The organism is Streptomyces sp. RPT161 (assembly GCF_027533845.1).
Classification (GTDB): domain Bacteria; phylum Actinomycetota; class Actinomycetes; order Streptomycetales; family Streptomycetaceae; genus Streptantibioticus_A; species Streptantibioticus_A silvisoli_A.
Genome location: NZ_JAPZVN010000002.1, coordinates 723,525 through 748,614, shown reverse-complemented (window position 1 = coordinate 748,614; position 25,090 = coordinate 723,525). Strand labels below are relative to the sequence as shown.

Below are 25,090 nucleotides of genomic sequence, written 5' to 3'. Positions count from 1 at the left end.
CCACCGATACGGCCTCGGAGAGTGGAAAGCGCCTACGGATCGCCACAGTCTGGACGATCCGGGCAACTCTCCGACCGGGGGTCGCGATGACCAGCGGCGACACTGACGGTTACCAGGCGAGAGACGGCCACGACACCGCCCCCGCCACCCAGCGCGCGGTGCCCTGGGGCAATGTGCTGCTCACCGCGTTCTCGGCGGTGGGGTGGTCGTATTCGGCCATGGCAGCGGTCGCGGCACTGGGCCTGCACCTGCTCGGCGCGGACGCCCAGGGGTCGCTGGGACCGATGACCGCTGCCGTGGTCACCATGGCGGTGGGCGGCAAGGTCAGCCCGTCCGGCGATGTGACGGTCTTCGGGATCAGCGGCGCGGCGGCGCGCGGCACCATCGACATCATTCCGCTCGGTGTCGGCCTGGTCGGGGCACTGCTGCTGGCGTGGGTGGTCCTACGGTCACTGCGGCAGGCCAGGGGGCCGGTCGGCGCACCGGAGGTGGCCGCTCGCACCGGCACGGTGGCGGCGCTGTTCTTCCTCGTACTGGGCGGGCTGGCCTGGGCCGGGCACTCCACGATCTCGATCAACGGCGCCGTGCTGGGCAACGGCAACGGCGGTACCGGGGGAATACTCGGCACGCTGCCCGGCATCGGAGACCTCGGCAACCTCGGCGGCGGCCTGCTGAACGGTCTCGGTCACCTGGTCAAGGACAAGACGTCGGTCGGCTTCCGGGCCGACATCGGCGCCTCGATGACCGGTGGGCTGATCTGGGTGCTGGCGGTGCTGGCCATCGCACTGCTGGCCTCCCGTGCCGTCCCGCTGCCGCCCGGCTGGGCGGCGGTACGGCCCGCCGTGTGGGCAGTGTGCGTGATGCTGCTGGCGGCGGTGGTCGCCGGGCTGGCCACCGCGGTGTACTCGGCCATCACCGACGGCCACCCCGGGCGGGTGGTCGGCAGCGCACTGCTCGGGGCGCCCAACGGGGTGTGGCTCGGAGCGACGCTGGGGCTGTTCGTGCCCTGGTACGGCAGCGCGTCCGGACCGCTGTCGGTACTGCTGCCGCATCCGCTGGAGGTGGTGCTGGGTACGGGGGGCGGCGAACGCTCGATCACGGTGGCCCGGCTGGCCCAGGTCGACGGGCGGATGTGGCTGCTGCCCGTGGCGGCGGCGGTCATGATGCTGGCCGCGGGGGTGCTGGCGGCGTCCCGCACTCCGTCGGTGGAGGGTCCCCGGTGGCGCTACGTCGGGGGGTGCGCGGGGCGGCTGGCGTTGGTGGGTGCGGGTGCGGTGCCGTTGGTGGCCTGGCTGACCGCCTTCAACGTCAACGCGGACCTTTCGGTCTTCGGCTTCGACGCGGTGGGCTCCGCGCTCACCCTGCATCCGTCCCTCGTGATCGCGGCCCTTCTGGGCGCGGCATGGGGTGCGGTGGCCGGCGCGGCAGGCGCGCTGGCGCTCCGATGGGTCCGGCGCTGAGCTTCGGGCTCCGCCGTTGTTCACCAGTGGGCGCGGTGGGTTTGCCCTACGGGGTTTCCCACCCCGCCCGATCGCCGTTCAGCCTTTGGGGTTGCCGTTGCGCGCTACGGGTGGTCTGCGTCCACCCACCCGCCTCTTCGCGAGGCACCGCAGGAGGGCTGGGCGGGGGTCCCCGCAGCGGCACCGCGAAGCAGCCGCAGCCGACAACGCGGGGGTGAGGAGACACCCTGGCGCGCCTCCGACCCACAACGAACCGCGTGCGACGGCAGCAAAGCCGCACGGCAACCGGGTGGGCGCGAATGCCCAGCCCACGCACACGCAGCGCGGCCGCGAACCGAGCCCCGCCCCGGCCGTGCGCGACGGCACCGCGAGGGCCGAGGGCGACAGGCGAGCGGGCATACCCCCGCCACCCGAAACGCACCGCCAACCCCAAACGCGAGCCCCCACGGCCCCGCCGGATACGGTGGTCACACCATGGATGACTCGCAGCCCAAACCTGCCCCCGCCGCTCCGGTCACCTCCGCCGCGAGCGCGGCGGCCGCGCACGAGACCGGTCCGACTCTCCTGGTCAAGATCTTCGGCAAGGACCGCCCCGGCATCACCGCTGGCCTCTTCGACACCCTCGCCGCCTTCGGCGTGGACGTCATCGACATCGAGCAGGTCGTCACCCGAGGCCGCATAGTGCTCTGCGCCCTGGTCACCGCGCCCACCGGCGGCCCCGCCACGGAGGGCGACCTCCGCGCCACCGTGCACAGTTGGGCCGAATCGATCAAGATGCAGGCCGAAATCATCTCGGGCACCGGCGACAACCGCCCCCGCGCGGCGGGCCGTTCCCATGTGACCGTGCTCGGCCATCCGCTCACCGCCGAGTCGGCGGCCGCCATAGCGGCCAGGATCACCGAGGTCGGCGGCAACATCGACCGTATCTTCCGGCTCGCCAAGTACCCGGTGACGGCAGTGGAGTTGATGGTCTCCGGCGCTCCCACAGAGGAACTGCGCACCGCGCTCGCCATCGAGGCGGCACACCGCGGTGTCGACGTGGCCGTGGTCGCCTCCGGCCTGCACCGCAGGGCGCAGCGGCTGGTCGTGATGGACGTGGACTCCACCGTCATCCAGGACGAGGTGATCGAACTCTTCGCCGCGCACGCGGGCTGCGAGGAGCAGGTCGCGGAGGTGACGACGGCCGCGATGCGCGGCGAGCTCGACTTCACCGAGTCACTGCACGCCCGGGTGGCGCTGCTCGAGGGCCTGGACGCCTCGGTGGTGGACAAGGTCCGGGCCGAGGTACGGCTGACCCCGGGCGCCCGTACCCTCATCCGTACCCTCAAGCTCCTCGGCTACCAGGTCGGCATCGTCTCCGGTGGCTTCACCCAGGTCACCGACGAACTCAAGGAGCGGCTCGGCCTGGACTTCGCCGCCGCCAACACGCTGGAGATCGTGGACGGGAAGCTCACCGGCCGCGTGACCGGCGAGGTGGTGGACCGGGCGGGCAAGGCCCGCCTGCTGCGCCGCTTCGCGACGGAGGCCGGGGTGCCGCTCGCCCAGACGGTGGCGGTCGGCGATGGCGCCAATGACCTGGACATGCTGAACGCGGCAGGTCTCGGGGTCGCCTTCAACGCCAAGCCGGTGGTCCGACAGGCCGCGGACACGGCGGTCAACGTGCCGTTCCTCGACACCGTGCTGTACCTGCTCGGCATCACCCGCGAGGAGATCGAGGCCGCCGAACTGCACATCGAGTCGTAACCCCGGCCCCGCGACCCCGCCTCCGCACCCGGGGACTCGTAACCCACCAGTGCCGAAGGGCGCACATCGCGTCCCGCCCGGGCTCGCCGAGCCCGGAACTCCCCGTCCCAGGCTCACGGAGCCTGGGACGACCGCTTTCTCAGGACCGCGGAGCCCAGAACTCCACCAGGCGTCCGACCCCGTGCTCCACGGACTTCCATGATCCGGTGAACGTCAGCACGGCGATCGCCGAGGTCGGGAAGCCGCTTCTGGCCATCCGTGTCAGCGCGTCGCCCTCCACCGTGCCCGCGAGGGCGTCGGCGAGCGCGTGCATCCCGGGGTTGTGGCCGACCAGCATCAGATCGGCGACCTCTTCGGGGGTTTCGTTGATCACCGCGATGAGTTCGCCGAGGCTGGCCTCGTAGAGCCGCTCCTCGTAGACGGTCTTGGGACGTTGCGGCAGTTCGTGCGCGACCAGCTTCCAGGTCTCGCGGGTACGGACCGCCGGTGAGCAGAGGGTGAGATCGGGCATGATGCGCGTTCCGGCAAGCCACACTCCGGCGGCGGGCGCCTCCTTGCGTCCGCGTTCGGCGAGCGGCCGGTCCCGGTCGGGCACGTCCGGCCAGTCGGCCTTGGCGTGCCGGAGGAGAATGATCCTTCGGGGCGTTGCGTCGCTCATGCCCTTCAGCTTCGCAGAAATCTCGGCGGCGGGCGCGGGAGTACGTACGGTCAGAGCAGGTGGGACAGCAGACGCGGCAGCAGCTCGGTGAGCCGGCCGAGCAGCTCGTCCAGGGGCTGTGCGGGCACTGGTGCGGCCGCGTGCGCCGGGTCGGCGACCAGGGCCAGCAGCCCGGCGAAGGCGATGGCGGGCAGCGCCACCGCCCACCAGGGCAGTCTGGTCGGCACCCGGCTGGCGCGCGGTCGCGCTGACCTCGGCTGGGTACGGATGGCCGCCATGGAAACCGCCTCCCGGATCGCGTGGCTTCGTCGGTCGCTGTACACCGCGCGCTCCGCTCGGTGTACTGACGACGCTACGCAGCCGCGGCAGGCCAACCCATCCGGCACTCCACCCAGTTGACCCTGACCCTGACCCCCTAGGGGAGGTGGGGACAACCCCACCCCCGACCCCTGGCCGGGCAGGCCGGGGCGTCGGTCAGCCGTAGTGGGCGGCGAAGGAGGCGATCACGGCGACTACGGCGGGGACACCGAGCATGAGGCCGAAGACCAGCAGGAGCTTCTTCTGCGGCTTCGGTGGGTTGGGTTCGAGCACTGGCATGCGGCCCAGTGTCGCACCACTTCCTGACGGTCCCGCACACGGGTCCCGGCAGGGGTGTCATCCCTCCGCCCGGGCCTCGTCCTCTATGTGACGGCTGCGCCCGGCGAACAGTCCCGCGATGATCTGCGGCACCATGAGCCCGGCCATCAGCGCGATCGGCAGGCCCCAACCGCCGGACCGCTGGTAGAGCGTGCCGACCAGGATGGGCCCGGGTATGGAGAGCAGATAGCCGGCGCTCTGCGCGAAGGCGGACAGCCGGACCACACCGGGGCCGCTGCGCGACCGCATGCCGATCATGGTGAGCGCGAGCGGGAACGCGCAGTTCGCCACGCCGAGCATCAGTGCCCACGCCAGCGGCGCCGCCCCCGGGGCGAGCCACAGTCCCGCGTACCCCGCGAGACCGAACGCGGCCAGGACCACCACCAGGCCCCCCTGGTGCCGCATCCGCCCGGCGACCGCGGGCAGCACGAAGGACAGCGGCACCCCCATGACCATGGTGACCGCCAGCAGCACGCCCGCGGTGCTCGCCGAGACCCCGGCGTCACGGAAGATCTGCGGCAGCCACCCCATGGTGATGTACGCGCCTGTGGCCTGCAGCCCGAAGTAGCAGGCGAGCGCCCAGGCGGTGGGGCTACGGGTGATGCGTATCCCCTGGTCCTCCGGCGCGGGCGCGGCGGAGGCCGACGCGCCGCTCGACCGGTCGCGTATCAGCCCGAGCCAGGGGAGGACGGCGATCGCGGCGAACGCCGCCCAAACGCCCAGGCCGAGCCGCCAACTGCCGCCCAGCGCGTGGGCGATGGGGACGGTGGCCGCCGCGGCTATCGCGGTGCCGAGGGCGAGCGCCATGGAGTACAGACCGGTCATCTGGCCGACGCGGTCCGGGAAGTACTGCTTGACGATGACCGGCATCAGCACATTGCTGACCGCTATGCCGGCCAGCCCGAGGGCACTGGCGGCGAGGAACACCGGCGTCCCTCCGGCGAGCGGCCGCAGCAGCAGCCCCGCGGCGATGGCGGCCATTCCGGCGCACACCACCGCGCCCGGCCCGAAGCGGCGAGCCAGCCGCGGCGCGGCGACGCCGAAGACCGCGAAGCACAGGGCGGGCACCGAGGTGAGCAGTCCGGCGACGGTGCCGCTCATGTGCAGGCCGTCGCGGACCTCCTCCAGCAGGGCGCCGAGGCTGGTGATCGCGGGTCGCAGGTTGAGCGCGGCGGCGATCATGCCGATGACCACGAGCCGACGCCTCCAGGCGGACAGGGGCCGGCTGGACGCCGCTCCCCTGGCGGTCGCCGCGGCTGCCTGGCGTTCTTGGATGAGGGTCTCGTCATCGCGCATGCCTCATCATAGAATCATAGGATGATTGCCTGTCCAGTTGTTTGCCAGACTCCGTGTTCGCGAGTCCCACGAGGAGAGTCATGCCGCTGACCGCGCCCCGGCGTTCCGCCCTGGTCGACCTGGTGATCGGCCAGCTGCGGACCCAGATCACCTCCGGCGAGTGGCCGGTCGGCTCCCGCATCCCCACCGAGCCCGAGCTGGTCGAGCAGCTCGGGGTCGCCCGCAACACCGTGCGCGAGGCGGTGCGCGCGCTGGCGCACAACGGGCTGCTGGACATCCGGCAGGGCTCGGGCACGTATGTGCTGGCCACCAGTGAACTGGCCGGGGTGATGCAGCGCCGGTTCGCCGACACCGACCGGGACCAGCTAGCCGAGGTCCGCGGTGTGCTGGAGGCGGCGGCGGCCCGGCTCGCCGCCGCGCGCCGTACCGAGCGCGACCTGTCGCAGTTGGACAAGGCGCTGGACCGCCGGGAGCGGGCGTGGGAGTCCGGCGACGCCGAGGCGTTCGTGGACGCGGACACCGCGCTGCACCTGGCGGTGGTGGCCTCGGCGCACAACGAGGTGCTCACCGAGATGTACGCCGACCTCGGTGAGGTGTTGCGCGACCTGATCAGGGCCGACGTCGGTGAGGAGCTGCGGCCGGAGAACTACGCGGAGCACGGCGCCCTCGTGGAGGCGATCCGCGCCGGGGACGGCGAGCGGGCGGCGGCCCAGGCGGGCGCCTACCCCCTGGGCTGCCGCCCGCAGGGACACGGCCACGGCGCCGGCTCCTGACCGGCGGCCCCCACCGCTCCCGGGCCGCGTAAGGCAGGGGCCCCGGTGCCGCCCGAGGGCGGAACCGGGGCCCCGGTGAAGCGTCGCCGTCAGGCGCCCATCATGTGCACACCGCCGTCGACGTGCACGATCTCGCCGGTGGTCCGGGGGAAGAAGTCCGACAGCAGACCGACGACGCCGCGGCCCGCGGGCTCCGGGTCGGCCAGGTCCCAGCCGATCGGGGCGCGGTGGTTCCACACGTCCGCCAGCTCCTCGAAGCCCGGGATGGACTTGGCGGCCATCGACTTGATCGGACCCGCCGAGATCAGGTTGCAGCGCACGTTCTTGGCGCCCAGGTCGCGGGCCAGGTAGCGGTTGGTGGACTCCAGCGCCGCCTTGGCCACGCCCATCCAGTCGTACTTCGGCCAGGCGATCTGCGCGTCGAAGGTCAGGCCGACGACCGAGCCGCCGCGCGGCATCAGCGGCAGGCAGGCCATGGTCAGCGACTTCAGGGAGTACGCCGAGACGTGCACGGCGGTGGAGACGTCCTCCCAGGTCGCCTCAAGGAAGTTGAAGGCGCCCTGCGGGCCGAAGGCGATGGAGTGCACGATGCCGTCCAGGCCGTCGACGTGCTCGCGCACCTTGTCGGCGAGGCCGTCGAGGTGCTCCTGGTTGGTCACGTCCAGCTCGATCACCGGCGCGGGCTTGGGCAGCCGCTTGGCGATCCGCTCCACCAGGGAGAGTCGGCCGAAGCCGGTGAGGATGACCTCGGCGCCCTCCTCCTGTGCCACCTTCGCCGCCTGGAAGGCGATCGAGGACTCGGTCAGGACACCCGTGACCAGGACGCGCTTGCCAGCGAGGATTCCACTCATAGCGATCAGTGACCCATGCCCAATCCGCCGTCGACAGGAACGACGGCTCCGGTGATGTAAGCGGCGTCCTCGGAGGACAGGAAGCGCACCGTGGAGGCGATCTCCTCCGGCTGTGCGTACCGGCCCAGCGGGACCCCACCGAGGATGGCCGCCCGCTGCTCGTCGGAGAGCGCGCGGGTCATGTCGGTGTCGACGAAGCCGGGGGCGACCACATTGACGGTGATGTTGCGGGAGCCCAGCTCACGGGCGAGCGAGCGGCCGAAGCCGACCAGCGCGGCCTTGGAGGCGGCGTAGTTGGCCTGGCCCGCGGAACCGAGCAGGCCGACCACCGAGGAGATCAGCACGATGCGGCCCTTGCGGGCGCGCAGCATCCCTCGCGCGGCGCGCTTGACGACCCGGAAGGTGCCGGTGAGGTTCGTGTCGACGACGGAGGTGAACTCCTCCTCGGACATCCGCAGCAGCAACTGGTCACGGGTCACCCCGGCGTTGGCCACCAGCACCTCGACCGCGCCGTGCTTGTCCTCGACCTCCTTGTAGGCCTGCTCGACCTGCTCGGGGTCGGTGATGTCGCACCGCACCGCGAGGACGCCCAGCTCGCTGAGGACGGCCGGTGGCTCGCCGGTCCGGTAGGTGATGGCGACCTTTTCTCCTGCCTCCGCGAAGGCACGGGCGATGGCGAGGCCGATGCCCCGATTGCCTCCGGTGACGAGAACCGAGCGGCTCAACGGCCCACCCTTTCGTTTAGTCGTCTGTGCGCTACGAAACTATCGGTCGCGGGCCGGACACGGAGAATCGGCCTCCCACAGGGGCTGACGGCAGTCACTGTCGGGTCCCTACAGAATCCCGCCGCCAGCGGACTGTCAGAGGGGCATGATTCACTGCGAGGACGATACGGGAAGGCCTCACGGGAAGGGGGAGCCGTCGTGACCCAGGAGATCGACGGGTCGTTCCAGGCGCTGCCGCTACGGGCGTTGGCCGACGCCGCGCTGGCGCGTGCCCGGGCGTTGGGCGCGGAGCATGCCGACTTCCGGTTCGAGCGGGTGCGCAACGCCTCGTGGCGGCTGCGGGACGCCAGGCTCGCCGGCTCCTCGGACACCACGGACACGGGGTACGCGGTACGGGTGGTGCACGGCGGTGCGTGGGGTTTCGCGTCGGGCGTGGAGTTGACGATGGACGCGGCGGCCCGGGTGGCGGGCCAGGCGGTGGCGATGGCGAAGCTGTCGGCGAAGGTCACCGCAGCCGCCGGTGCCGGCCCGCACGACAGGGTGGAGCTGGCCGCCGAGCCGGTGCACGCGGACCGCACATGGGTGTCCGCGTACCAGGTCAACCCGTTCCACGTACCGGACAAGGAGAAGGTGGAGCTGCTGGCCGAGTGGAGCGGCCGGCTGCTGGCCGCCGAGGGGGTGTCGCACGCGGACGCCTCGCTGCTGACCGTCCAGGAGAACAAGTTCTACGCGGACACCGCGGGCACCACGACCACCCAGCAGCGGGTGCGGTTGCACCCGGAGTTGACCGCGGTGGCGGTGGATCCGCGCTCCGGTGAGTTCGACTCGATGCGCTCCCTGGCGCCGCCGGCGGGCCGCGGCTGGGAGTACCTGACCGGCACCGGCTGGGACTGGGACGCCGAACTCGCCGAGATCCCCGCCCTGCTGGCCGAGAAGATGCGCGCGCCGAGCGTCGAGGCCGGGGCGTACGACCTGGTGATCGATCCGTCCAACCTGTGGCTGACGATCCACGAGTCGATCGGGCACGCCACCGAACTGGACCGCGCGCTGGGCTACGAGGCGGCGTACGCGGGCACCTCGTTCGCCACCTTCGACCAGTTGGGCAAGCTGAAGTACGGCTCCGAGGTCATGAACGTGACCGGGGACCGCACGGCGGAACACGGCCTGGCCACCATCGGTTACGACGACGAGGGCGTGGCCGCGCAGTCCTGGGACCTGGTCAGGGACGGCACACTGGTCGGCTACCAGCTGGACCGGCGGATCGCCAGGCAGTGCGGCTTCGAGCGCTCCAACGGCTGCGCGCACGCCGATTCGCCCTCCCATGTACCGGTGCAGCGGATGGCGAACGTCTCGCTGCGCCCGGCGGAGGGCGGTCCCTCGACGCGGGAGCTGATCGGCCGGGTGGAGCGCGGGCTGTACCTGGTGGGTGACCGGTCGTGGTCCATCGACCAGCAGCGCTACAACTTCCAGTTCACCGCGCAGCGGGCGTTCCGCATCGAGCACGGCCAACTGGCGGGCCAGGTACGGGACTTCGCCTATCAGGCGACCACCACGGACTTCTGGGGCGCGATGGAGGCGGTCGGCGGCCCGCAGACGTACGTCCTCGGCGGCGCGGTCAACTGCGGCAAGGCGCAGCCCGGCCAGGTGGCCGCGGTCAGCCACGGCTGCCCCTCGGCGCTGTTCCGCGGCATCACCATCCTCAACACCGCGCAGGAGGCAGGGCGATGAGCGTCCGGCAGACCGCTCCGCACGAGATCGTCGAGCGGGCCCTGGAGCTGTCCAGGGCCGACGGCTGTGTGGTCATCGCTGACGAGGAGTCAAGTACCAACCTGCGCTGGGCCCGTAACGCGCTCACCACCAACGGCGTGACCCGCGGACGCACCCTGACGGTGATCGCCACCGTGGACGGCGCGCAGGGCACGGCCTCCGCGGTGGTGTCTCGATCCGCGGTCACCGCCGGGGAGTTGGAGCCGCTGGTGCGCGCGGCGGAGGCGGCGGCCCGCGAGGCCGGCCCGGCGGAGGACGCCCAGCCGCTGGTCGGCGGCGGCGCGGTGGACGCCGACTTCACCGGCGCACCGGCCGAGACGTCCTCCGAGGTGTTCGCGGCGTTCGCCCCCGCGCTGGGCGAGTCGTTCGCCACGGCCCGCGCAGGCGGCCGTGAACTGTACGGCTTCGCGCACCACTCGATGGTCTCCAGCTATCTGGGCACCTCGACCGGGCTGCGGCTGCGCCATGACCAGCCGACCGGCACGCTGGAGCTGAACGCCAAGTCCCCGGACGGCACCCGCTCGGCCTGGGCCGGGGCGGCCACCCGTGACTTCACGGACGTCGATCCGCTGGCGCTGGACGCCGGGCTGGCGCGGCGGCTGGAGTGGGCGGCCCGCCGGGTGGAGCTGCCGGCCGGACGGTACGAGACGCTGCTGCCGCCGAGCGCGGTGGCCGACCTGTTCGTCTACCAGCTGTGGTCCTCGGGCGCCCGGGACGCCGCGGAGGGCCGTACGGTCTTCAGCAGGCCGGGCGGTGGTACGCGGGTCGGCGAAAAGCTCACCGAGCTGCCGGTCAGCCTGTACAGCGATCCGCGGGAGCCCGGCCTTGAATCCGCGCCGTTCGTCCTGGCGCACTCCTCGGGTGACGAGTCGTCGGTGTTCGACAACGGGCTGCCGCTGGAGCGCACCGAGTGGGTGCGCGACGGGGTGCTGGAACGGCTGATCGCCACCCGGCACGCGGCGCGGCTGACCGGGCTGCCGGTGGCTCCCGTGGTGGACAACCTGGTGCTGGACGCCGGTGGCGGCAAGTCGCTGGACGAGCTGGTGGCCGGGACGGAGCGGGGGCTGCTGCTGACCTGCCTGTGGTACATCCGCGAGGTGGATCCGGCGACGCTGCTGCTGACCGGGCTCACCAGGGACGGCGTCTATCTGGTGGAGAACGGCGAGGTCACCGCGGCGGTGAACAACTTCCGCTTCAACGAGTCGCCGGTGGACGTGCTGGGCCGGGCGACGGAGGCCGGGCGCACCGAGCGCACCCTGCCGCGGGAGTGGGGCGACTACTTCTCCCGCGCGGCGGCCCCGGCGCTGCGGGTCCCTGACTTCAACATGAGCTCGGTCAGCCCGGGGGTGTGACGCCGGTTGGACGGGCGGCCCGGGTCGGCTGGTCGCCCTGCCGGGGCCCGAGTCGTCCGTTCGGCGCAGATCGGACGCCACGAACGGGTCAGCCCCGGTCTCGTAGCGAGCGCAGCCGCGGCGTAACGTGTGAAGTGTCCGGACAGGGGAGATTCCGGCATATCCAACAGGTGGTGGAACGTGATGCGGAACCACAGCAGTGGCGGGGTCTTCCGGATCACGGGGGCTCGCGCCGGGCTGACCGAGGACGTGAAGGGGCGGCAGCGCCGCTACGTGATCTCGATGACGGTGCGCACGCTCTGCTTCCTGCTGGCGATCTCCCTGTGGCACGTGCAGACGGTGCTGGCGGCGATCGCGCTGGTCCTGGGCGGTGTGCTGCCGTATATCGCGGTGGTTATCGCCAATGCGGGACGGGAGAACGCGCCGTCGCTGCCGTCCGCGTTCGTGCCGCCTCCGCCGCGTCCGATGCTGGAGCGGGGCGCGGACCCGTCCCCGAAGGACCCTGAGAAGTCCGAGCCAGCGGCCGGGGCGGAACCCGGTGAGGAGTTCCGGCGCGAGCGGACGAGCTGACCTGCGCGCATGCCGGAAGCTCAAGAAAAGCTCAGATCAATCACGTCGTTCCGGTGCCGTGGCGGGGTGGGTGCGTGACATACTTCGTAGGCGCTCCGCATCCCCCGTCGGAGCGACGGACCGACGCCGGGCGGCTCCCCCCGTGGCTGCCCGGCGTCGTCTCTTTTCCGGTGAACATCCAGGTGTTCGCGGTGAGTTCACGAAGCGTTGAGAGTTCGGAAGACCATGGAGCACGTCGCGGCCGAGACGCCGATCTGTTCGGCCAAGGGCTGCCGGGCGGCGGCGGTGTGGGTCATCGCCTGGAACAACCCGAAGGTCCACACTCCCGAGCGGCGCAAGACCTGGCTGGCGTGTGAGGAGCACCGCGAGCACCTTTCGTCGTTCCTGGGGATGCGCGGCTTCCTCAAGGACGTGGTGAAGCTCCAGGAGTGGGACTTCTCCCAGGGGTCCTGACCACGGGGCGGACTAGCCGCCGATCGCGGACATCGGGCGCTGCGGCTGGAGGAAGGACGGGTCGTCCAGGCCGGAGCCCGCCTTCTTGCCCCACATCGCGGCGCGCCACAGTTCGGCGATGCGCTTGTCGGGCTCGCCGGAGCGCAGTGCGGTGCGCAGATCGGTCTCCTCGCGGGCGAACAGGCAGTTGCGGACCTGTCCGTCGGCGGTGAGCCGGGTGCGGTCGCAGGCGCGGCAGAACGGCCGGGTGACCGAGGCGATCACACCGACCCTGGCGGGGCCGCCGTTGACCAGCCAGCGTTCGGCGGGTGCCGAGCCGCGCACCGAGGACTCCTCCGGGGTCAGCGTGAAGTGCGCGGTCAGCTGCCGCAGGATCTCCTCGGCGGTCACCATGTCGGCGCGCTGCCAGCCGTGTTGGGGGTCGAGCGGCATCTGTTCTATGAAGCGCAGCTCGTAGTCGTGCCCAACGGCCCAGTCGAGCAGGGCGGGCGCCTCGTCGTCGTTGAGGCCGCGCATCAGCACGGTGTTGATCTTCACGGGGGTGAGGCCGACGTCGTGTGCGGCGCTCAGGCCCGCGATGACGTCCTCGTGCCGCTTGCGCCGGGTGAGCCGCTGGAAGACCTCGGGCCGCAGGGTGTCCAGTGAGACGTTGACCCGGTCGAGACCGGCGTCGCGCAGCGCCCGGGCGGTTCTGGCCAGGCCGATGCCGTTGGTGGTGAGGGACAGTCTGGGGCGCGGTTCGAGTGCGGCGCAGCGCTCCACGATGCCGACGATCCCGGGCCTGAGCAGCGGTTCGCCGCCGGTGAAACGGACCTCGGTGACGCCGAGTTCGGTGACCGCGAGCCGGACCAGCCGAACGATCTCGTCGTCGGTGAGCAGTTCGGGCTTGGCCAGCCACTGCAGGCCCTCTTCCGGCATGCAGTACGTGCAGCGCAGATTGCACCGGTCGGTGAGCGAGACCCGCAGGTCGGTGGCGATCCGGCCGTAGGTGTCGAGCAGCACGGTGGCGCCTCCCCTCATGGGCACGCGGTGCGCCCGTGGCTTCAAGCCTAGATCGTCGGTCAGGGTACGCGACGCCCGACAGATTGCAACAGTTTGTTGAATCCGCGCTGTGCCGAGGCACGCCGCCCAGCTCAGGAGCGCCGCGACAGCGCGGGTGACAGGCCGGTACCCGTACCGCTCCGGTTCGTTCTACAGGGCGTGAGCGCGTCGCCGAGCACCCCACCGCCAGGGCCGGACAAACGACCGTACGGAACCGTGCGGCTGGCCGCTCCCGTGCCCCCGGCCGCGCCCCGCAGACCCGTACCGCCGGTACCCGGCCGGTGGTACGGGCCGCGAGTGGCCATACCGCTGCTGAGCATCGAGACGCTGCGCGGTACGCGGTAGGGTCAGGGCCGGACCAGGACCTTGAGCGCGGTGCGCTCGTCCATCGCGCGGTAGCCGGACGGGACACCGTCCAGGTCGACGGTCAGGTCGAAGACCGGGGACGGGTCGATCGCGCCGCTCAGCACGTCGGGCAGCAGTTCCGGGATGTAGCTGCGCACCGGGGCGACGCCGCCGCGCAGGGCGATGTTGCGGCCGAACATCACGCCCAGGTCGAGCCCGGTGCCGCTGCCGTGCGGCACACCGACGTAGCCGATCGCGCCGCCGTCCCGCGCGATGCCGACGGCGGTGCGCATCGACTGCTCGGTGCCGACCGCCTCGATCACCGAGTGGACGCCCTGCCCACGGGTCAGCTCGCGCACCGCCTCGACGGCCGCCTCGCCGCGCTCGGCGACCACATCGGTGGCGCCGAACGTCCTGGCCAGGTCGGTACGGTCGGTGTGCCGGCCGAGCGCGATGATCCGCTCCGCGCCGAGCCGCTTCGCCGCCACCACACCGCACAGTCCGACGGCACCGTCACCGACCACCGCCACCGTGGCGCCGGGCCGCACGCCCGCGCCGACCGCCGCGTGGTGACCGGTACCGAGCACGTCGGAGAGGGTGAGCAGCGCGGCCAGCAGCCGGTCGTCGCCCGCCGCGTCCGAGGGCAGGGCGACGAGGGTGGCGTCCGCGAACGGCACCCGCACGTACTCGCCCTGGCCCCCGTCGGACCCCGGGGTGCCCCAGAAGCCGCCGGCCGGGCAGGAGGTGGTCAGGCCCTCGGCGCAGAAGTCACAGGCACCGTCGGACCAGACGAAGGGGGCGACGACCAGGTCGCCTGCCCGCAGCCCGGAGACCTGCGAGCCGGTCTCCTCCACAACTCCCAGGAACTCGTGGCCTATTCGCTGCCCGGGCTCCCGCGCGGACTCCCCCCGGTACGCCCACAGGTCGCTGCCGCAGACGCAGGCGCGCAGCACCCGGACCACGGCGTCGCCCGGCTCCTTGATGACGGGGTCGGGCACCTCCTCCACGCGGATGTCGTTCGGGGCATGGATGACGGTGGCGCGCATGGGGGTCCTCAACGGTTGAACGGGTGTTTCGGGTTGTCCAACACCGTCCCGTACCCGGGCATTCCCGTCCGCCCACCAGCCACGCCGGTAAGGGAACTGAGCGCCGTTCACTCCTGGCGGTGCACCCGTCGGTCACTGTCGGTGCCGCCCCCTATCCTCAATGACCATGCTGGAGAACCGAACGGACCGCGCGGACCCGCCCGAGCCCCCGTCCCCGTGGCCCACCGCCTACCCGGACGGGTACGCGGTGGTGGACGTGGAGACCACCGGTCTCGGCCGGGACGACCGGATAGTGTCGGCGGCCGTCTACCGGCTGGACGCGCACGGCGACGTGCAGGACCACTGGTACTCGCCGGTCAACCCCCAGCGCGACCCGGGCCCGGTGTGGATCCACGGGCTGACCAGCGAGGCGCTCGCCGACGCCCCGTTGTTCGCGGACGTCGCGGGCGAACTGGCCGAGCGGCTCTCCGGCCGGGTGCTGGTCGCCCACAACGCCGTCTTCGACTGGTCGATGCTGGCACGTGAGTACGCCCGCGCCGACCACCGGCCGCCGGTCGAGCAGCGGCTGTGCACCATCATGCTCTCCAAGCAGTTGCGACTGCCGCTGGCCAACCACAAGTTGGAGTCCCTGGCCGCGCACTACGGGGTGATCCAGCAGCGGGCGCACCACGCCCTCGACGACGCCCGGGTGCTGGCCGAGGCGTTCCGGCCGAGCCTGCACCTGGCGGCGGCCAACGGGCTGCCGCTACCGCTGCACGCCTGCCGTCCGCTCACCGAGTGGTCGCCGACCGGCGGGCCGCTGCGCTCGGCCGGTTATCCGCCGACCAGTTGGCGGCACTCGCGCAAGCGACCGCCGTGCCCGTACCCCAATCCGGGTCGTCTGCTGCCGGGTGGGCCGTTGGTACAGGGGATGCGGGTCGCCTTCTCGGGGGACACGGCCGTGGACCGCGAACTGCTGGAGGACCGGGCCACCGAGGCCGGGCTGCATGTGGCGTCCAGCGTCTCCCGGCTGACCAGCCTGCTGGTCACCAACGATCCCGGATCCCCCGCCGGAAAGGTGGTCAACGCCCGGCGCTTCGGCACCCCGGTGGTGGACGAGGCACGGTTCCGTGAACTGCTGGAGGACGTCGCCGCGGCCGAGGTATGAGCGGCAGGTAGGCCGTACGGGCGGAGTCGCCGCGACCCGCCAGCGGCAGCGTTGTCCGGGCGGCGCGGTGCCCCGCACTCTGACCGCATGGGACATTGCGAGGTCTGCGGTAACGACTACTCCATGACGTTCGAGGTGCACGCACAGGGTGGCGCGGTGCATGTCTTCGACTGCTTCGAGTGCGCCATCCACCGCATGGCGCCGATCTGCGAGCACTGCCGGGTGCAGGTCGTCGGCCACGGTGTCGAGGCCGACGGCCGCCAGTTCTGCAGCGCGCACTGCGCCAAGGCCGAGGGGGTCCAGGGCATCGTCGACCGGGTCGGCGCGCCCATGGCATGACCCCGCGGTGATCACCCCACGACGGAGTTGTACCGTCGTGGGGTGTACCGCTTCCTGCTGTCAAGGCAATGGGTGATCCTCACCCTCGTCTGCCTGGTCCTGATGCCCATCATGGTGGAGCTCGGCCTGTGGCAGATGCACCGGCACGAGAGCCAGGCCAGGCAGAACTCCGCGATCGCCCGCAGTCTGGCCGCGCCCTCGGTCCCCGTGGAGAAGCTCACCGCGCCGCGCGCCGAGGTGCCCTCGCAGGAGAACTTCCGCACCGTCACGGCAAGGGGCCACTACGACCCGGCGCACCAGGTCGTGGTCCGGCACCGCACCTCGTCCGACGGCTCCACCATCGGGTACTACCTGGTCACCCCGCTGGTCCTGGACGACGGCAAGGCCGTCCTGGTCAACCGGGGCTGGATCCCCGCCCCGCAGTACGGTGACGGCGTCTCGTTCCCGCCGGTCCCCGGCACCCCGTCCGGCGAGGTCACGATCACCGGCCGGATGCGGCCGGACGAGACCACCGCCAGCACCAGCATCCGCGACAAGTCCGGGCTGCCCCCACGGCAGATCATGCTGATCAACAGCTCGAAGCTGGCCGACTCCGTCTCCGAGCCGCTGCTCGGCGGCTACATCGAGCTGACCGGCACGTCCCCCAAGCCGTCCGCCGACCAGCCCGAGCTGGTCCCGGCCCCGACTCCCGGCGACAGCGGCGGCTGGTACAGCCCGCCGCACCTGGCCTACGCATGGCAGTGGTGGCTGTTCGTGGTGATGATCCCGGTGGGCTGGGTCATCCTGGTGCGGCGCGAGGTCAGGGACCAGCGCAGGACCCGGGAGAAGGCCGCGCAGTCAGCGGCCGAGCCCGCCGAGGCGCCCGCCCGGGCCTGACCCCCAACTCGGCGGCGTCCCAGCCCGCTTCGGCCACCCCTGCGTGGCCCGGTGCCGGGCCGTCGGGCACGATGGCGCCATGGATCTCGGGCTCAAGGACAGGGTGTACGTACTCACCGGGGCCACCCGCGGGCTGGGCTTCGCCGCCGCCCGCGAGCTGGTGGCCGACGGTGCCAGGGTCGTGGTCAGCGGGCGCAAGGAGGAGTCGGTCAGCGCCGCCGTCGAGGCGCTCGGCGGCCACCGGCAGGCGGTCGGCGTGGTCGCGGACAACGCCGACCCGGACGGCGCGCGGCGGCTGATCGCCGCCGCCCGGGAGCGTTTCGGCCGCTTCGACGGGGTGCTGATCAGCGTCGGCGGGCCGCCCGCGGGCGCGGCCACCGCGATCGAGGACGACCAGTGGCGCGAGTCGTTCGAGACGGTCTTCCTGGGCGCGGTACGCATCGCCCGGACCGCCGCGGCCGAGCTGGGCTCCGGCGGGGTCATCGGCTTTGTGCTGTCCGGGTCGGTGCACGAGCCGATCCCGGGCCTGGCGATCTCCAACGGTCTGCGGCCGGGGCTGGCGGGCGTGGCCAAGACCATGGCCGACGAGCTGGGGCCGCGGGGCATCCGGGTCCTCGGGCTGCTTCCGGCCCGGATCGACACCGACCGGGTACGTGAACTGGACGCGCTCGGCGGTGACGCGCAGGCCGCCCGCGACCGGCACATCGCGTCGATTCCGCTGCGCCGCTACGGCACCCCGGAGGAGTTCGGCAGGACAGCGGCGTTCCTGCTGTCGCCCGCCGCGTCCTATCTCACCGGGATCATGGTCCCGGTCGACGGCGGCCACCGGCGCGGGTACTGACGGTACGTCAATCAGCGTACGCGGCGGGCGCGGTGGCGCTCAGCCTGGAGCCTCACCTCGGCCGGAAGCCAGTCCACACCGGTCGAGGTACGGGCCTCGGCCAGCACCCGCCCATCGAGCTCGGACACCACCTCGGCCGGGCCGGCGAACCGGTCGAGCAGCATCCGCATCTCCACCCGGGGGCGGGTACAACCGAGCCCTGCTGTTGGCTCCGCGGCGTTATCTCGGGCATCGCGCGTCACCCCTTCCGGGCCGCATCGGTCGCTTTGCCGCCAGACTATGCGCGACCACCGGCCCGTGCCGCCGGGCGCGGTGGCCGCGCGGCCGTTCGCGCGATGGGCCCGGTGCTACTCGCCGATTCCCGCCAGGTCGCGCAGTCGGCGGCCCTGTGCGGCCCGTTCCGCGACGCGCTGCTCGTCGTACGTGCGTGAAGGGGCGTCCCGCAGCAGCGCCTTGGTCTCGACGACGGCGTCGCGCGGAGCGGCCAGCAGGGCCGCGGTGAGGTCCTGAACCGCCGCGTCGAGTTCGGCGGACGGCACCACCAGATTGGCCAGGCCGACGCGTTCGGCCTCCTCGGCGCGCACAAAGCGGCCGGTGGCGCAGATCTCCAACGCCCGTGCGTAGCCGACGAGTCCGGTCAGCGGTTTGGTGCCCGCGAGGTCGGGCACCAGGCCGAGGCTGGTCTCACGCATCGCGAACTGCACGTCGTCGGCGCAGACCCGCAGGTCGCAGGCGAGCGCGAGCTGGAAGCCGGCGCCGATGGCGTGACCCTGTACGGCCGCGATGCTGACCAGGTCGTTCCGCCGCCACCAGGTGAACGCCTCCTGGTACTCGGCGATGGTCGCGTCGAGTTCGGCTTCCGAGCCGCGCGCGAGGTCGATGAAGGACGGTTCGCCGTCGAACCCCTCTGGCGTGAACGCCTGCCGGTCCAGCCCCGCGGAGAAGGAGACGCCTTCGGCGCGCAGCACGACGACCCGGACGCTACCGGGCAGCAACCGTCCCGCCTCGACCAGCGCCCGCCACAGGGCGGGCGACTGCGCGTTGCGCTTGGCGGGGTTGCACAGAGTGACGCTGGCAACGGCACCGTCCACGGTGAGCCGTACCCCGTCACGTATGAGCAGTGGATCCGCCTGCGCAGCGGTGGTCGGAGCGGTGGGTTCGGACATGGGGCACCTCCGAGCGGGCCACGGACAGGATTACCGAACAGTAACCACTTGGCCGTGAGCAGTGGTGACCGGGTGGTCACCCACGGCTCAGTCCGTGGCCGCCTGGATGCCCGGTCGTCAGACCGAGGCCGCCTTCTTGCCCCTGGTCGCGCCTCCACGACCGCGGAGGATTACACCGGACTCGCTGAGCATCCGGTGCACGAATCCGTAGGACCGGCCGGTTTCCTCGGCCAACGCCCGGATACTCGCACCGGCGTCGTACTTCTTCTTCAGGTCTGCCGCGAGCTTTTCGCGCGCGGCGCCGGTAACCCGGCTGCCCTTCTTCAGAGTCTCGGCCACCCGTGCCTCCTCTAGGGAAGTGCGCTCTGGACTCTCATGATCACCCCTCCAGCGCTTCCTGGCCACCCATTCGACAAGGTCTGGGAGAACTACCTGAGCCGCCCCCGGAACTGACCGACCGGGCGATGCGGGGCCCGGGGAAAGGATTTCCCAGGGCCGCCTTTCCCGACCGTAACGAAGTCGATCGAGAAGCCGCTGGTCATCACCGTGCGTAAGGAGCGTTACCCGGCTACGCGGCTGATCATCGGCGAGCGGGGCACTGGTCCAGACCTGGCGCGGCGGGGTACGAACCGCACTCACGCAGATGATGGATCACCGGTAAGCCGAATGATCCAGATGAATGATCCAGAAGGCCGATCACGGCAACGGACGCGGCCGGACCGCCCTACCGGCCCGGCCGCCACGGGTACGGGATCAGGCGAGGGAGACCAGGTCCGCGTATTCGTCGCCCCACAGGTCCTCCACGCCGTCCGGCAGCAGGATGATCCGCTCCGGCTGGAGCGCGTCCACCGCGCCCTCGTCGTGGGTGACCAGCACGACCGCGCCGGTGAAGCCGCGCAGCGCGCCGAGGATCTCCTCCCGGCTGGCCGGGTCGAGGTTGTTGGTGGGCTCGTCGAGCAGCAGCACGTTGGCGCTGGAGACCACCAGGGTGGCGAGCGCCAGCCGGGTCTTCTCACCGCCGGACAGCACGCCCGCGGGCTTGTCCACGTCGTCCCCGGAGAACAGGAACGAGCCCAGGATCTTGCGGACCTCGACCAGGTCCATGTCCGGCGCGGCCGAGCGCATGTTCTCCAGCACCGTGCGGTCCGGGTCCAGCGTCTCGTGCTCCTGGGCGTAGTAGCCCAGCTTGAGGCCGTGGCCCGGCTCGACCTGGCCGGTGTCGGGCTGCTCGACCCCGGCCAGCAGCCGCAGCAGAGTGGTCTTGCCCGCGCCGTTGAGGCCCAGGATGACCACCCGGGATCCCTTGTCGATGGCCAGGTCGACGTCGGTGAAGATCTCCAGCGAGCCGTACGACTTGGACAGGCCGGAGGCCATCAGCGGGGTCTTGCCGCACGGCGCCGGGTCGGGGAAGCGCAGCTTGGCGACCTTGTCGGACATCCGCACGGCTTCGAGACCGGACAGCAGCTTCTCCGCGCGGCGGGCCATGTTCTGCGCGGCGACGGTCTTGGTGGCCTTGGCCCGCATCTTGTCGGCCTGCGAGTTGAGCGCGGCGGCCTTCTTCTCGGCGTTGGCGCGCTCGCGCTTGCGGCGCTTCTCGTCGGCCTCACGCTGGGCCTGGTACAGCTTCCAGCCCATGTTGTAGACGTCGATGACCGAGCGGTTGGCGTCCAGGTAGAAGACCTTGTTGACCACCGTCTCCATGAGGTTGACGTCGTGGGAGATGACCACGAAGCCGCCGCTGTAGGTCTTGAGGTAGTCGCGCAGCCAGACGATCGAGTCGGCGTCGAGGTGGTTGGTCGGCTCGTCGAGCAGCAGGGTGTCGGCGTCCGAGAACAGGATCCGGGCCAGCTCGACGCGGCGCCGCTGACCGCCGGAGAGGGTGTGCAGCGGCTGGCCGAGAACCCGGTCGGGCAGGCCGAGCGCGGCGGCGATGGTGGCGGCCTCGGCCTCGGCCGCGTAGCCGCCCTTGGTGAGGAACTCGGTCTCCAGGCGGGCGTACTTCTTCATCGCGTTGTCGCGGGTGGCGCCCTTGCCGTTGGCCATCCGCTCCTCGTTCTCCCGCATCTTGCGCAGCACGATGTCGAGTTCGCGAGCGGACAGGATGCGGTCGCGGGCAAGGGTGTCGAGGTCGCCGGTGCGCGGGTCCTGCGGCAGGTAGCCGATCTCGCCGGAGCGGGTCACCGTGCCCGCGGCGGGCTGGCCCTCACCGGCGAGGACCTTGGTGAGGGTGGTCTTGCCCGCGCCGTTGCGGCCGACCAGGCCGATGCGGTCGCCCTTGGCGATGCGGAAGGAGGCGGACTCGATGAGGACTCGGGCGCCGGCGCGCAGCTCAAGGCCGGAGGCAGTGATCACGGAAGGGGCTCCAGGACATGGTGGACGGCAGGACGGGCGGGGTCTGTCCGGCTGGGTAGCCCAGTCGCGGACTGCGGCTGCCGTCTAATGCGCGAGGAGAACTGCCATGCGAAGCAGTCTACCGGGGCCTGGCAAACGCTTTTCCCGGCCACCGGGCTCGGCTAACGCTTTTCCCGGCCACCGGGGCCTGGCAAACGCTTTTCCCGGCCACCGGGCTCGGCTACGGGCCGTTCACTCCGCACCGTGGTGGACCTCGAACGCGGCCCGCCGCACGGCCTTGGCCAGGGCGGGGTCGGGGTGCGCCGCGGCCAGCGCGATCAGCACCTGCACGGTGCGCGGATGACCTGTGGCGCGCACCTCGTCCAGCAGCGCGGGCAGCGACTCCTGGACCGCCGTCTCCAGATGGCCGACCAGCAGATGGGCCTCGCCGTGGTCGGCGACGGCCGCCGCGGTGTCCACCCACAGCCAGGTGGCCTCCTCCCGGGTGAGCAGGGCCGTCTGCTCCGGCTCGCCGCCCTGCTGCTCGGCGAGCCACAGCAGGGCGTACGGGCGCAGCCGCGGCTCGTCGACCACGGCGCGCACGGCGGCCTCCGCGGGGGCGCCGACGGTGCGCAGCGCCTCGAACGCCAGGCCGCGCAGCAGCGCGTCGTCGCCGCGTGCCGCGTCCAGCAGTTCGCTGACCGCCTGGGCGACCGGGCGGGCGGCCAGCCAGGCGCGGTACTCGACCCGGGCCGGGCCCGGCGAGTACTGCGCGCAGGCTCGCAGCAGGTCCTCCGCCGACTGCTCGATGTGTCCGGCGGGCGACTGCGCGGCCACGCAGATCTGCTCCAGCTTCACCCACACCGCCCAGTTCCCCAGCGCGGTGAGCGCCACGTCCTCGCCGTCGGTACGCGGCCGCAGCGCGCCGACCGAGACCAGCGCGTCCCAGGTCCAGTCCAGCAGCGCGGGCAGCGGGTCGGCGCCGCCGTCAGCCGGCGGCTCGTGGCGTTCGGTGCGCAGCTCCGCCACCCGCTGCCGCAGCAGATCGAGCAGGGCCGGGGCGGGCGCCGTGCCACTGGACAGGTGCAGCAGCGAGAGGAGTTGAGGTACGGCCTCGATGACCTCGGCGACCAGGGACGGGTCGGAGCCGGCCGGAGCGGTACGGCACAGCGACCAGGCGTCGAAGAGGGCGACCCAGCCGCGCAGCACGGCGGTGTCGTCGCGGTCCCAGGCGCGCAGCCGCCAGCCGGACCGGGCCGTGCCGTCGTGCAGTTCGACCAGTCCGGCCAGCCGGGCGTGGTTCCATGCCGCCCGCACCCGATGGTCCGTCAAACCGAGTGACTCGGCGGCGCGTCGCAACTCGGGGGCGGGCAGTATGCCGTTCGGCTCGGGTCGCGGCGGGCTGGTACGGCCGCCGCGGCGCCCCTCACCGTCGGCCCATCGGGCCAGCCGCACCGCGTCGGCCAGCACCAGCCGTGCCAGCGCGGCGAGTTCGGCGGGGGCCGGGGTGCCCTCCGGCGGCCGCGGCGGCCTGGAGCGACGGGCCTCTGTGGCCCTGCGTACGGCCGTGATGGGCTGCCTGGTCACGAGCCGGAGCCTGGTGTCACGCTGGGAACGGGACGTCACGGGAGCAGTCTTACGGGTGAGTCCCCGGATTCCCAAACGAGCACCCCTCAAGCGGCACCCCTTGGGCACGGGGTGCTCACATCAACGGGGTCAGGAAGCGCCGCAGCGCCTCCTCGTAACCCCGCGGATCGGCGTTCCACATCGCCTGGTGCTCGGCGTCCGCAACGGTGTGCAGGGTGACGAGTTCGCGCCGCCGCTCGGCGAAGTCGCGCGACGCCCGCCAAGGGGCGAGGGTGTCGCCCGGGCCGTGCACGATAAGGGTGGGCACGGACAGCAGTGCCGGGTCGGCGGAGCCGGCGAGCCGGTCCGCGTGCAGCCCGGTACGGCCCGCGGCCGCGCGCACCCCCAGCGGCACCAACGGAGCCGGCACCCCGCGCCCGCGGGCCAGCCCGCGCACCGCGGCCTGCCAGTCGAGCACCGGGGAGTCCAGCACCAGGCCGCTCACCCGGTCCCGCAGCGGCGAGTGGTCGGCCACCCGCAGCGCCATCGCCGCGCCGGTCGACCAGCCGTACAGCACCACCCGGCGGGCGCCCTCGCGCACCGCGTACCGCACCGCGGCGTCCACGTCGCGCCACTCGGTGTCGCCCAGATGCCCTATGCCGTCGGGCGACGCCGGGGCGCCGGGGTCGTTGCGGTAGCTGATCAGCAGCACCGGGAAGCGCAGCCGGTGCAGCAGCGGCAGCACGACCAGTGGATGGCGGCGGGTGGTGCCCAGGCCGTGCACGGTGATCACCCAGGTGTCGCGTGCCCCGGCCACGAACCAGGCGGGCATCGGCCCGAGTTCACCGTCGACGGCCACCTCCTGGTACGGCAGGCCGTGCGCGCCCATCGGCTCGCCGGTGTAGGCCTGCGGGGTCATGGTCACCTGGGCGCCGTCCACCAGCCTGCCGAACTGGACGCGTTCCAGGCGGCGGGTGACGGTGTCCGGGGTCGTCTCCAGGACCCGGCCGACGGTGGCGTGGCAGCCCGGGGCGCTCAGCCCGTAGACGCCGGGGCGCGCCGAGGCGAGGGACCGGGTCAGGGTGACCTGCCCCGCACCGACCGCGTGCACGGTCAGCTTGCCGTGGGCGGAGGCGGGGCTGGCCGCCGGGCCGTCGGGGCTCGGGTTGAGGGCGAGCCCCGACACCCACCGGCCGGTGGCCACGGCGACCGCGCCGACACCGAGGGAACCGGCGGCGGCCAGGGCGGCGGCAGTACGAAGGCGCATCCACTTCAGTGTCGATCGCGCCACGGCGGCGGGCCACTGGGTGCGGGCGGAGGGGTGAAGGCCCTCTCTCCTTCTGGGGGCAAGCCCCCAGTACCCCGTCACCCCTGTTGCCCGTAGCCGCGCAGGCGGTCCGCGACCCTGGCGATCTCCGTCTCCGGGAGCACCGACGGCGTGCCCGCCGCGCGGGCGGTCAGCCAGACGTGGCACATCCATTCGAGTTGGGCGGTGTGGTCGTAGGCCGTCTCCAGGGTGTCGGCGTACACCACCGTGCCGTGGTTGCGCAGCAGGCAGCCCGTGCGGTCGCGGAGCGCCGCCAGCATGTGGCGAGCCAGTTCCTCGGTGCCGTACGTCGCGTACCCGGCGACCCGCACCGCGCCCCCGAGGGCCGCGCACATGTAGTGGACGGCGGGGAGTTCGTCCACCAGCGTGGACACCGCGGTGGCGTGCACGGCATGGGTGTGCACGACGGCCCGGGCGTCGGTCGCCCGGTACACCGCGAGGTGCATGGGCAGTTCGCTGGTGGGCCGCAGCGAGCCGATCCGCTGACCACCGTCGAGCCCGACCGCGACCAGGTCCGCGTCACCGAGCCGGTCGTACCGCACTCCGCTGGGCGTCACCAGCACCAGATCGCCGACCCGGGCGGAGACGTTGCCCGAGGTGCCGACCACCAGTCCCTCGTCGGCCGTCCGCCGGGCCGTGGCCACCACCTCGCGCCACGCCGCCACCAGTTCGCTGTCCGCCGTCATTCACCGCACCTCCGGGTGGTGATCCTGACACGTTGTCCATTGCCGGTACGGAAAAAGGCGCAGTAACGTCCCGCCACCAGCAGCGATCACGACAC

The 25,090-nt window shown here is 72.2% G+C and carries 26 protein-coding genes; 11 read left to right on the top strand and 15 right to left on the bottom strand.

Annotated elements, in window-relative coordinates:
* Positions 1-86: 86 nt before the first annotated feature.
* Both O5O46_RS08035 and serB read left to right on the top strand, forming a co-directional pair.
* Complete coding sequence (locus O5O46_RS08035) at positions 87-1,460, top strand: streptophobe family protein (protein WP_269854540.1); 1,374 nt, start codon at positions 87-89, stop codon at positions 1,458-1,460.
* 474 nt (positions 1,461-1,934) lie between these two features.
* Entirely contained in the window at positions 1,935-3,203 is a 1,269-nt protein-coding gene (serB, locus tag O5O46_RS08030) for a phosphoserine phosphatase SerB (RefSeq protein ID WP_269854539.1), read from the top strand.
* A 139-nt stretch (positions 3,204-3,342) separates the two neighbouring features.
* Here serB and O5O46_RS08025 read toward each other — a convergent pair whose 3' ends face one another.
* The 4 genes from O5O46_RS08025 to O5O46_RS08010 form a co-directional block, all read right to left on the bottom strand.
* Positions 3,343-3,861, bottom strand: coding sequence for a SixA phosphatase family protein (locus tag O5O46_RS08025; protein ID WP_269854538.1), 519 nt, complete (start codon positions 3,859-3,861; stop codon positions 3,343-3,345).
* A gap of 50 nt (positions 3,862-3,911) precedes the next feature.
* On the bottom strand, positions 3,912-4,139 hold the full coding sequence (locus O5O46_RS08020) for a hypothetical protein (RefSeq protein ID WP_269854537.1): 228 nt from the start codon (positions 4,137-4,139) through the stop codon (positions 3,912-3,914).
* Positions 4,140-4,335: 196 nt separating this feature from the next.
* Positions 4,336-4,458, bottom strand: coding sequence for an SGM_5486 family transporter-associated protein (locus O5O46_RS08015; protein ID WP_269854536.1), 123 nt, complete (start codon positions 4,456-4,458; stop codon positions 4,336-4,338).
* Between the two features lie 57 nt (positions 4,459-4,515).
* Entirely contained in the window at positions 4,516-5,793 is a 1,278-nt protein-coding gene (locus O5O46_RS08010; RefSeq protein WP_269854535.1) for a CynX/NimT family MFS transporter, read from the bottom strand.
* Positions 5,794-5,873: 80 nt separating this feature from the next.
* On the opposite strand from O5O46_RS08010, the gene O5O46_RS08005 reads away from it, so the two are divergent.
* Positions 5,874-6,566: a FadR/GntR family transcriptional regulator gene (locus tag O5O46_RS08005; protein WP_269854534.1), complete on the top strand. Its 693-nt coding sequence runs from the start codon at positions 5,874-5,876 to the stop codon at positions 6,564-6,566.
* Positions 6,567-6,655: 89 nt separating this feature from the next.
* Here the strand turns inward: O5O46_RS08005 and fabI are convergent, their stop codons facing one another.
* Together fabI and fabG are read right to left on the bottom strand one after the other, a co-directional pair.
* Entirely contained in the window at positions 6,656-7,417 is a 762-nt protein-coding gene (gene fabI / locus O5O46_RS08000; protein WP_269854533.1) for an enoyl-ACP reductase FabI, read from the bottom strand.
* 5 nt (positions 7,418-7,422) lie between these two features.
* A complete protein-coding gene (fabG, locus tag O5O46_RS07995) occupies positions 7,423-8,142 on the bottom strand; it encodes a 3-oxoacyl-[acyl-carrier-protein] reductase (protein ID WP_269854532.1) in 720 nt (239 codons plus the stop codon).
* Between the two features lie 198 nt (positions 8,143-8,340).
* Here fabG and O5O46_RS07990 point away from each other — a divergent pair, with 198 nt between their 5' ends.
* From O5O46_RS07990 to O5O46_RS07975, 4 genes are all read left to right on the top strand, one after another.
* Complete coding sequence (locus O5O46_RS07990) at positions 8,341-9,870, top strand: TldD/PmbA family protein (protein WP_269854531.1); 1,530 nt, start codon at positions 8,341-8,343, stop codon at positions 9,868-9,870.
* Positions 9,867-11,261: a metallopeptidase TldD-related protein gene (locus tag O5O46_RS07985; RefSeq protein ID WP_269854530.1), complete on the top strand. Its 1,395-nt coding sequence runs from the start codon at positions 9,867-9,869 to the stop codon at positions 11,259-11,261. Before O5O46_RS07990 ends, O5O46_RS07985 begins: the two co-directional genes overlap by 4 nt.
* A 183-nt stretch (positions 11,262-11,444) precedes the next feature.
* Complete coding sequence (locus O5O46_RS07980; protein ID WP_269854529.1) at positions 11,445-11,831, top strand: DUF3099 domain-containing protein; 387 nt, start codon at positions 11,445-11,447, stop codon at positions 11,829-11,831.
* A 225-nt stretch (positions 11,832-12,056) separates the two neighbouring features.
* Positions 12,057-12,284, top strand: a complete 228-nt coding sequence (locus tag O5O46_RS07975) for a hypothetical protein (protein WP_269854528.1) — start codon at positions 12,057-12,059, stop codon at positions 12,282-12,284.
* Positions 12,285-12,296: 12 nt separating this feature from the next.
* Here O5O46_RS07975 and moaA read toward each other — a convergent pair whose 3' ends face one another.
* On the bottom strand, positions 12,297-13,286 hold the full coding sequence (gene moaA / locus O5O46_RS07970; RefSeq protein ID WP_269854614.1) for a GTP 3',8-cyclase MoaA: 990 nt from the start codon (positions 13,284-13,286) through the stop codon (positions 12,297-12,299).
* Between the two features lie 386 nt (positions 13,287-13,672).
* The gene (locus O5O46_RS07965) at positions 13,673-14,716 is read right to left on the bottom strand and encodes a zinc-dependent alcohol dehydrogenase family protein (protein WP_269854527.1); all 1,044 of its coding nucleotides are present in this window, start codon (positions 14,714-14,716) and stop codon (positions 13,673-13,675) included.
* Positions 14,717-14,882: 166 nt separating this feature from the next.
* Here O5O46_RS07965 and O5O46_RS07960 point away from each other — a divergent pair, with 166 nt between their 5' ends.
* The 4 genes from O5O46_RS07960 to O5O46_RS07945 all read left to right on the top strand — a co-directional run bounded on the left by O5O46_RS07960 (position 14,883) and on the right by O5O46_RS07945 (position 17,919).
* Positions 14,883-15,863 carry a DEDDh family exonuclease gene (locus O5O46_RS07960; protein WP_269854526.1) on the top strand — a complete coding sequence of 327 codons (981 nt, stop codon included), beginning with the start codon at positions 14,883-14,885 and terminating at the stop codon, positions 15,861-15,863.
* An 87-nt stretch (positions 15,864-15,950) separates the two neighbouring features.
* Positions 15,951-16,202: a hypothetical protein gene (locus tag O5O46_RS07955; RefSeq protein WP_269854525.1), complete on the top strand. Its 252-nt coding sequence runs from the start codon at positions 15,951-15,953 to the stop codon at positions 16,200-16,202.
* Between the two features lie 42 nt (positions 16,203-16,244).
* Positions 16,245-17,078: an SURF1 family cytochrome oxidase biogenesis protein gene (locus O5O46_RS07950; protein WP_269854524.1), complete on the top strand. Its 834-nt coding sequence runs from the start codon at positions 16,245-16,247 to the stop codon at positions 17,076-17,078.
* Positions 17,079-17,157: 79 nt separating this feature from the next.
* Positions 17,158-17,919 (top strand): SDR family oxidoreductase, encoded by a 762-nt coding sequence (locus O5O46_RS07945; RefSeq protein ID WP_269854523.1) that lies wholly within the window; start codon positions 17,158-17,160, stop codon positions 17,917-17,919.
* 11 nt (positions 17,920-17,930) lie between these two features.
* On the opposite strand, the gene O5O46_RS07940 is transcribed toward O5O46_RS07945, so the two are convergent.
* The 7 genes from O5O46_RS07940 to O5O46_RS07910 all read right to left on the bottom strand — a co-directional run bounded on the left by O5O46_RS07940 (position 17,931) and on the right by O5O46_RS07910 (position 24,995).
* On the bottom strand, positions 17,931-18,095 hold the full coding sequence (locus tag O5O46_RS07940) for a hypothetical protein (RefSeq protein WP_269854522.1): 165 nt from the start codon (positions 18,093-18,095) through the stop codon (positions 17,931-17,933).
* A 171-nt stretch (positions 18,096-18,266) separates the two neighbouring features.
* Positions 18,267-19,085, bottom strand: a complete 819-nt coding sequence (locus O5O46_RS07935) for an enoyl-CoA hydratase/isomerase family protein (RefSeq protein ID WP_269854521.1) — start codon at positions 19,083-19,085, stop codon at positions 18,267-18,269.
* 117 nt (positions 19,086-19,202) lie between these two features.
* Complete coding sequence (locus O5O46_RS07930) at positions 19,203-19,424, bottom strand: helix-turn-helix domain-containing protein (protein WP_018541244.1); 222 nt, start codon at positions 19,422-19,424, stop codon at positions 19,203-19,205.
* A 414-nt stretch (positions 19,425-19,838) separates the two neighbouring features.
* Entirely contained in the window at positions 19,839-21,437 is a 1,599-nt protein-coding gene (gene abc-f, locus O5O46_RS07925) for a ribosomal protection-like ABC-F family protein (protein WP_269854520.1), read from the bottom strand.
* A 231-nt stretch (positions 21,438-21,668) separates the two neighbouring features.
* Positions 21,669-23,042, bottom strand: a complete 1,374-nt coding sequence (locus tag O5O46_RS07920; protein ID WP_269854519.1) for a hypothetical protein — start codon at positions 23,040-23,042, stop codon at positions 21,669-21,671.
* Between the two features lie 76 nt (positions 23,043-23,118).
* Positions 23,119-24,249: an alpha/beta hydrolase gene (locus O5O46_RS07915; RefSeq protein ID WP_269854518.1), complete on the bottom strand. Its 1,131-nt coding sequence runs from the start codon at positions 24,247-24,249 to the stop codon at positions 23,119-23,121.
* Between the two features lie 98 nt (positions 24,250-24,347).
* Positions 24,348-24,995: a class II aldolase/adducin family protein gene (locus O5O46_RS07910; protein WP_269854517.1), complete on the bottom strand. Its 648-nt coding sequence runs from the start codon at positions 24,993-24,995 to the stop codon at positions 24,348-24,350.
* Positions 24,996-25,090 lie beyond the last annotated feature (95 nt).

What these genes read in the sequence shown, in the direction of transcription:
- O5O46_RS07965 (WP_269854527.1), bottom strand. Translation starts at nt 14,716, where the DNA reads ATGCGCGCCACCGTCATCCATGCCCCGAACGACATCCGCGTGGAGGAG.
- O5O46_RS08025 (WP_269854538.1), bottom strand. Translation starts at nt 3,861, where the DNA reads ATGAGCGACGCAACGCCCCGAAGGATCATTCTCCTCCGGCACGCCAAG.
- O5O46_RS08005 (WP_269854534.1), top strand. Translation starts at nt 5,874, where the DNA reads ATGCCGCTGACCGCGCCCCGGCGTTCCGCCCTGGTCGACCTGGTGATC.
- serB (WP_269854539.1), top strand. Translation starts at nt 1,935, where the DNA reads ATGGATGACTCGCAGCCCAAACCTGCCCCCGCCGCTCCGGTCACCTCC.
- O5O46_RS07985 (WP_269854530.1), top strand. Translation starts at nt 9,867, where the DNA reads ATGAGCGTCCGGCAGACCGCTCCGCACGAGATCGTCGAGCGGGCCCTG.
- O5O46_RS08020 (WP_269854537.1), bottom strand. Translation starts at nt 4,139, where the DNA reads ATGGCGGCCATCCGTACCCAGCCGAGGTCAGCGCGACCGCGCGCCAGC.
- O5O46_RS07945 (WP_269854523.1), top strand. Translation starts at nt 17,158, where the DNA reads ATGGATCTCGGGCTCAAGGACAGGGTGTACGTACTCACCGGGGCCACC.
- O5O46_RS07935 (WP_269854521.1), bottom strand. Translation starts at nt 19,085, where the DNA reads ATGTCCGAACCCACCGCTCCGACCACCGCTGCGCAGGCGGATCCACTG.
- O5O46_RS07960 (WP_269854526.1), top strand. Translation starts at nt 14,883, where the DNA reads ATGCTGGAGAACCGAACGGACCGCGCGGACCCGCCCGAGCCCCCGTCC.
- O5O46_RS07980 (WP_269854529.1), top strand. Translation starts at nt 11,445, where the DNA reads ATGCGGAACCACAGCAGTGGCGGGGTCTTCCGGATCACGGGGGCTCGC.
- O5O46_RS08035 (WP_269854540.1), top strand. Translation starts at nt 87, where the DNA reads ATGACCAGCGGCGACACTGACGGTTACCAGGCGAGAGACGGCCACGAC.
- fabI (WP_269854533.1), bottom strand. Translation starts at nt 7,417, where the DNA reads ATGAGTGGAATCCTCGCTGGCAAGCGCGTCCTGGTCACGGGTGTCCTG.
- O5O46_RS07910 (WP_269854517.1), bottom strand. Translation starts at nt 24,995, where the DNA reads ATGACGGCGGACAGCGAACTGGTGGCGGCGTGGCGCGAGGTGGTGGCC.
- O5O46_RS07955 (WP_269854525.1), top strand. Translation starts at nt 15,951, where the DNA reads ATGGGACATTGCGAGGTCTGCGGTAACGACTACTCCATGACGTTCGAG.
- O5O46_RS08015 (WP_269854536.1), bottom strand. Translation starts at nt 4,458, where the DNA reads ATGCCAGTGCTCGAACCCAACCCACCGAAGCCGCAGAAGAAGCTCCTG.
- O5O46_RS07975 (WP_269854528.1), top strand. Translation starts at nt 12,057, where the DNA reads ATGGAGCACGTCGCGGCCGAGACGCCGATCTGTTCGGCCAAGGGCTGC.
- O5O46_RS07915 (WP_269854518.1), bottom strand. Translation starts at nt 24,249, where the DNA reads ATGCGCCTTCGTACTGCCGCCGCCCTGGCCGCCGCCGGTTCCCTCGGT.
- O5O46_RS08010 (WP_269854535.1), bottom strand. Translation starts at nt 5,793, where the DNA reads ATGCGCGATGACGAGACCCTCATCCAAGAACGCCAGGCAGCCGCGGCG.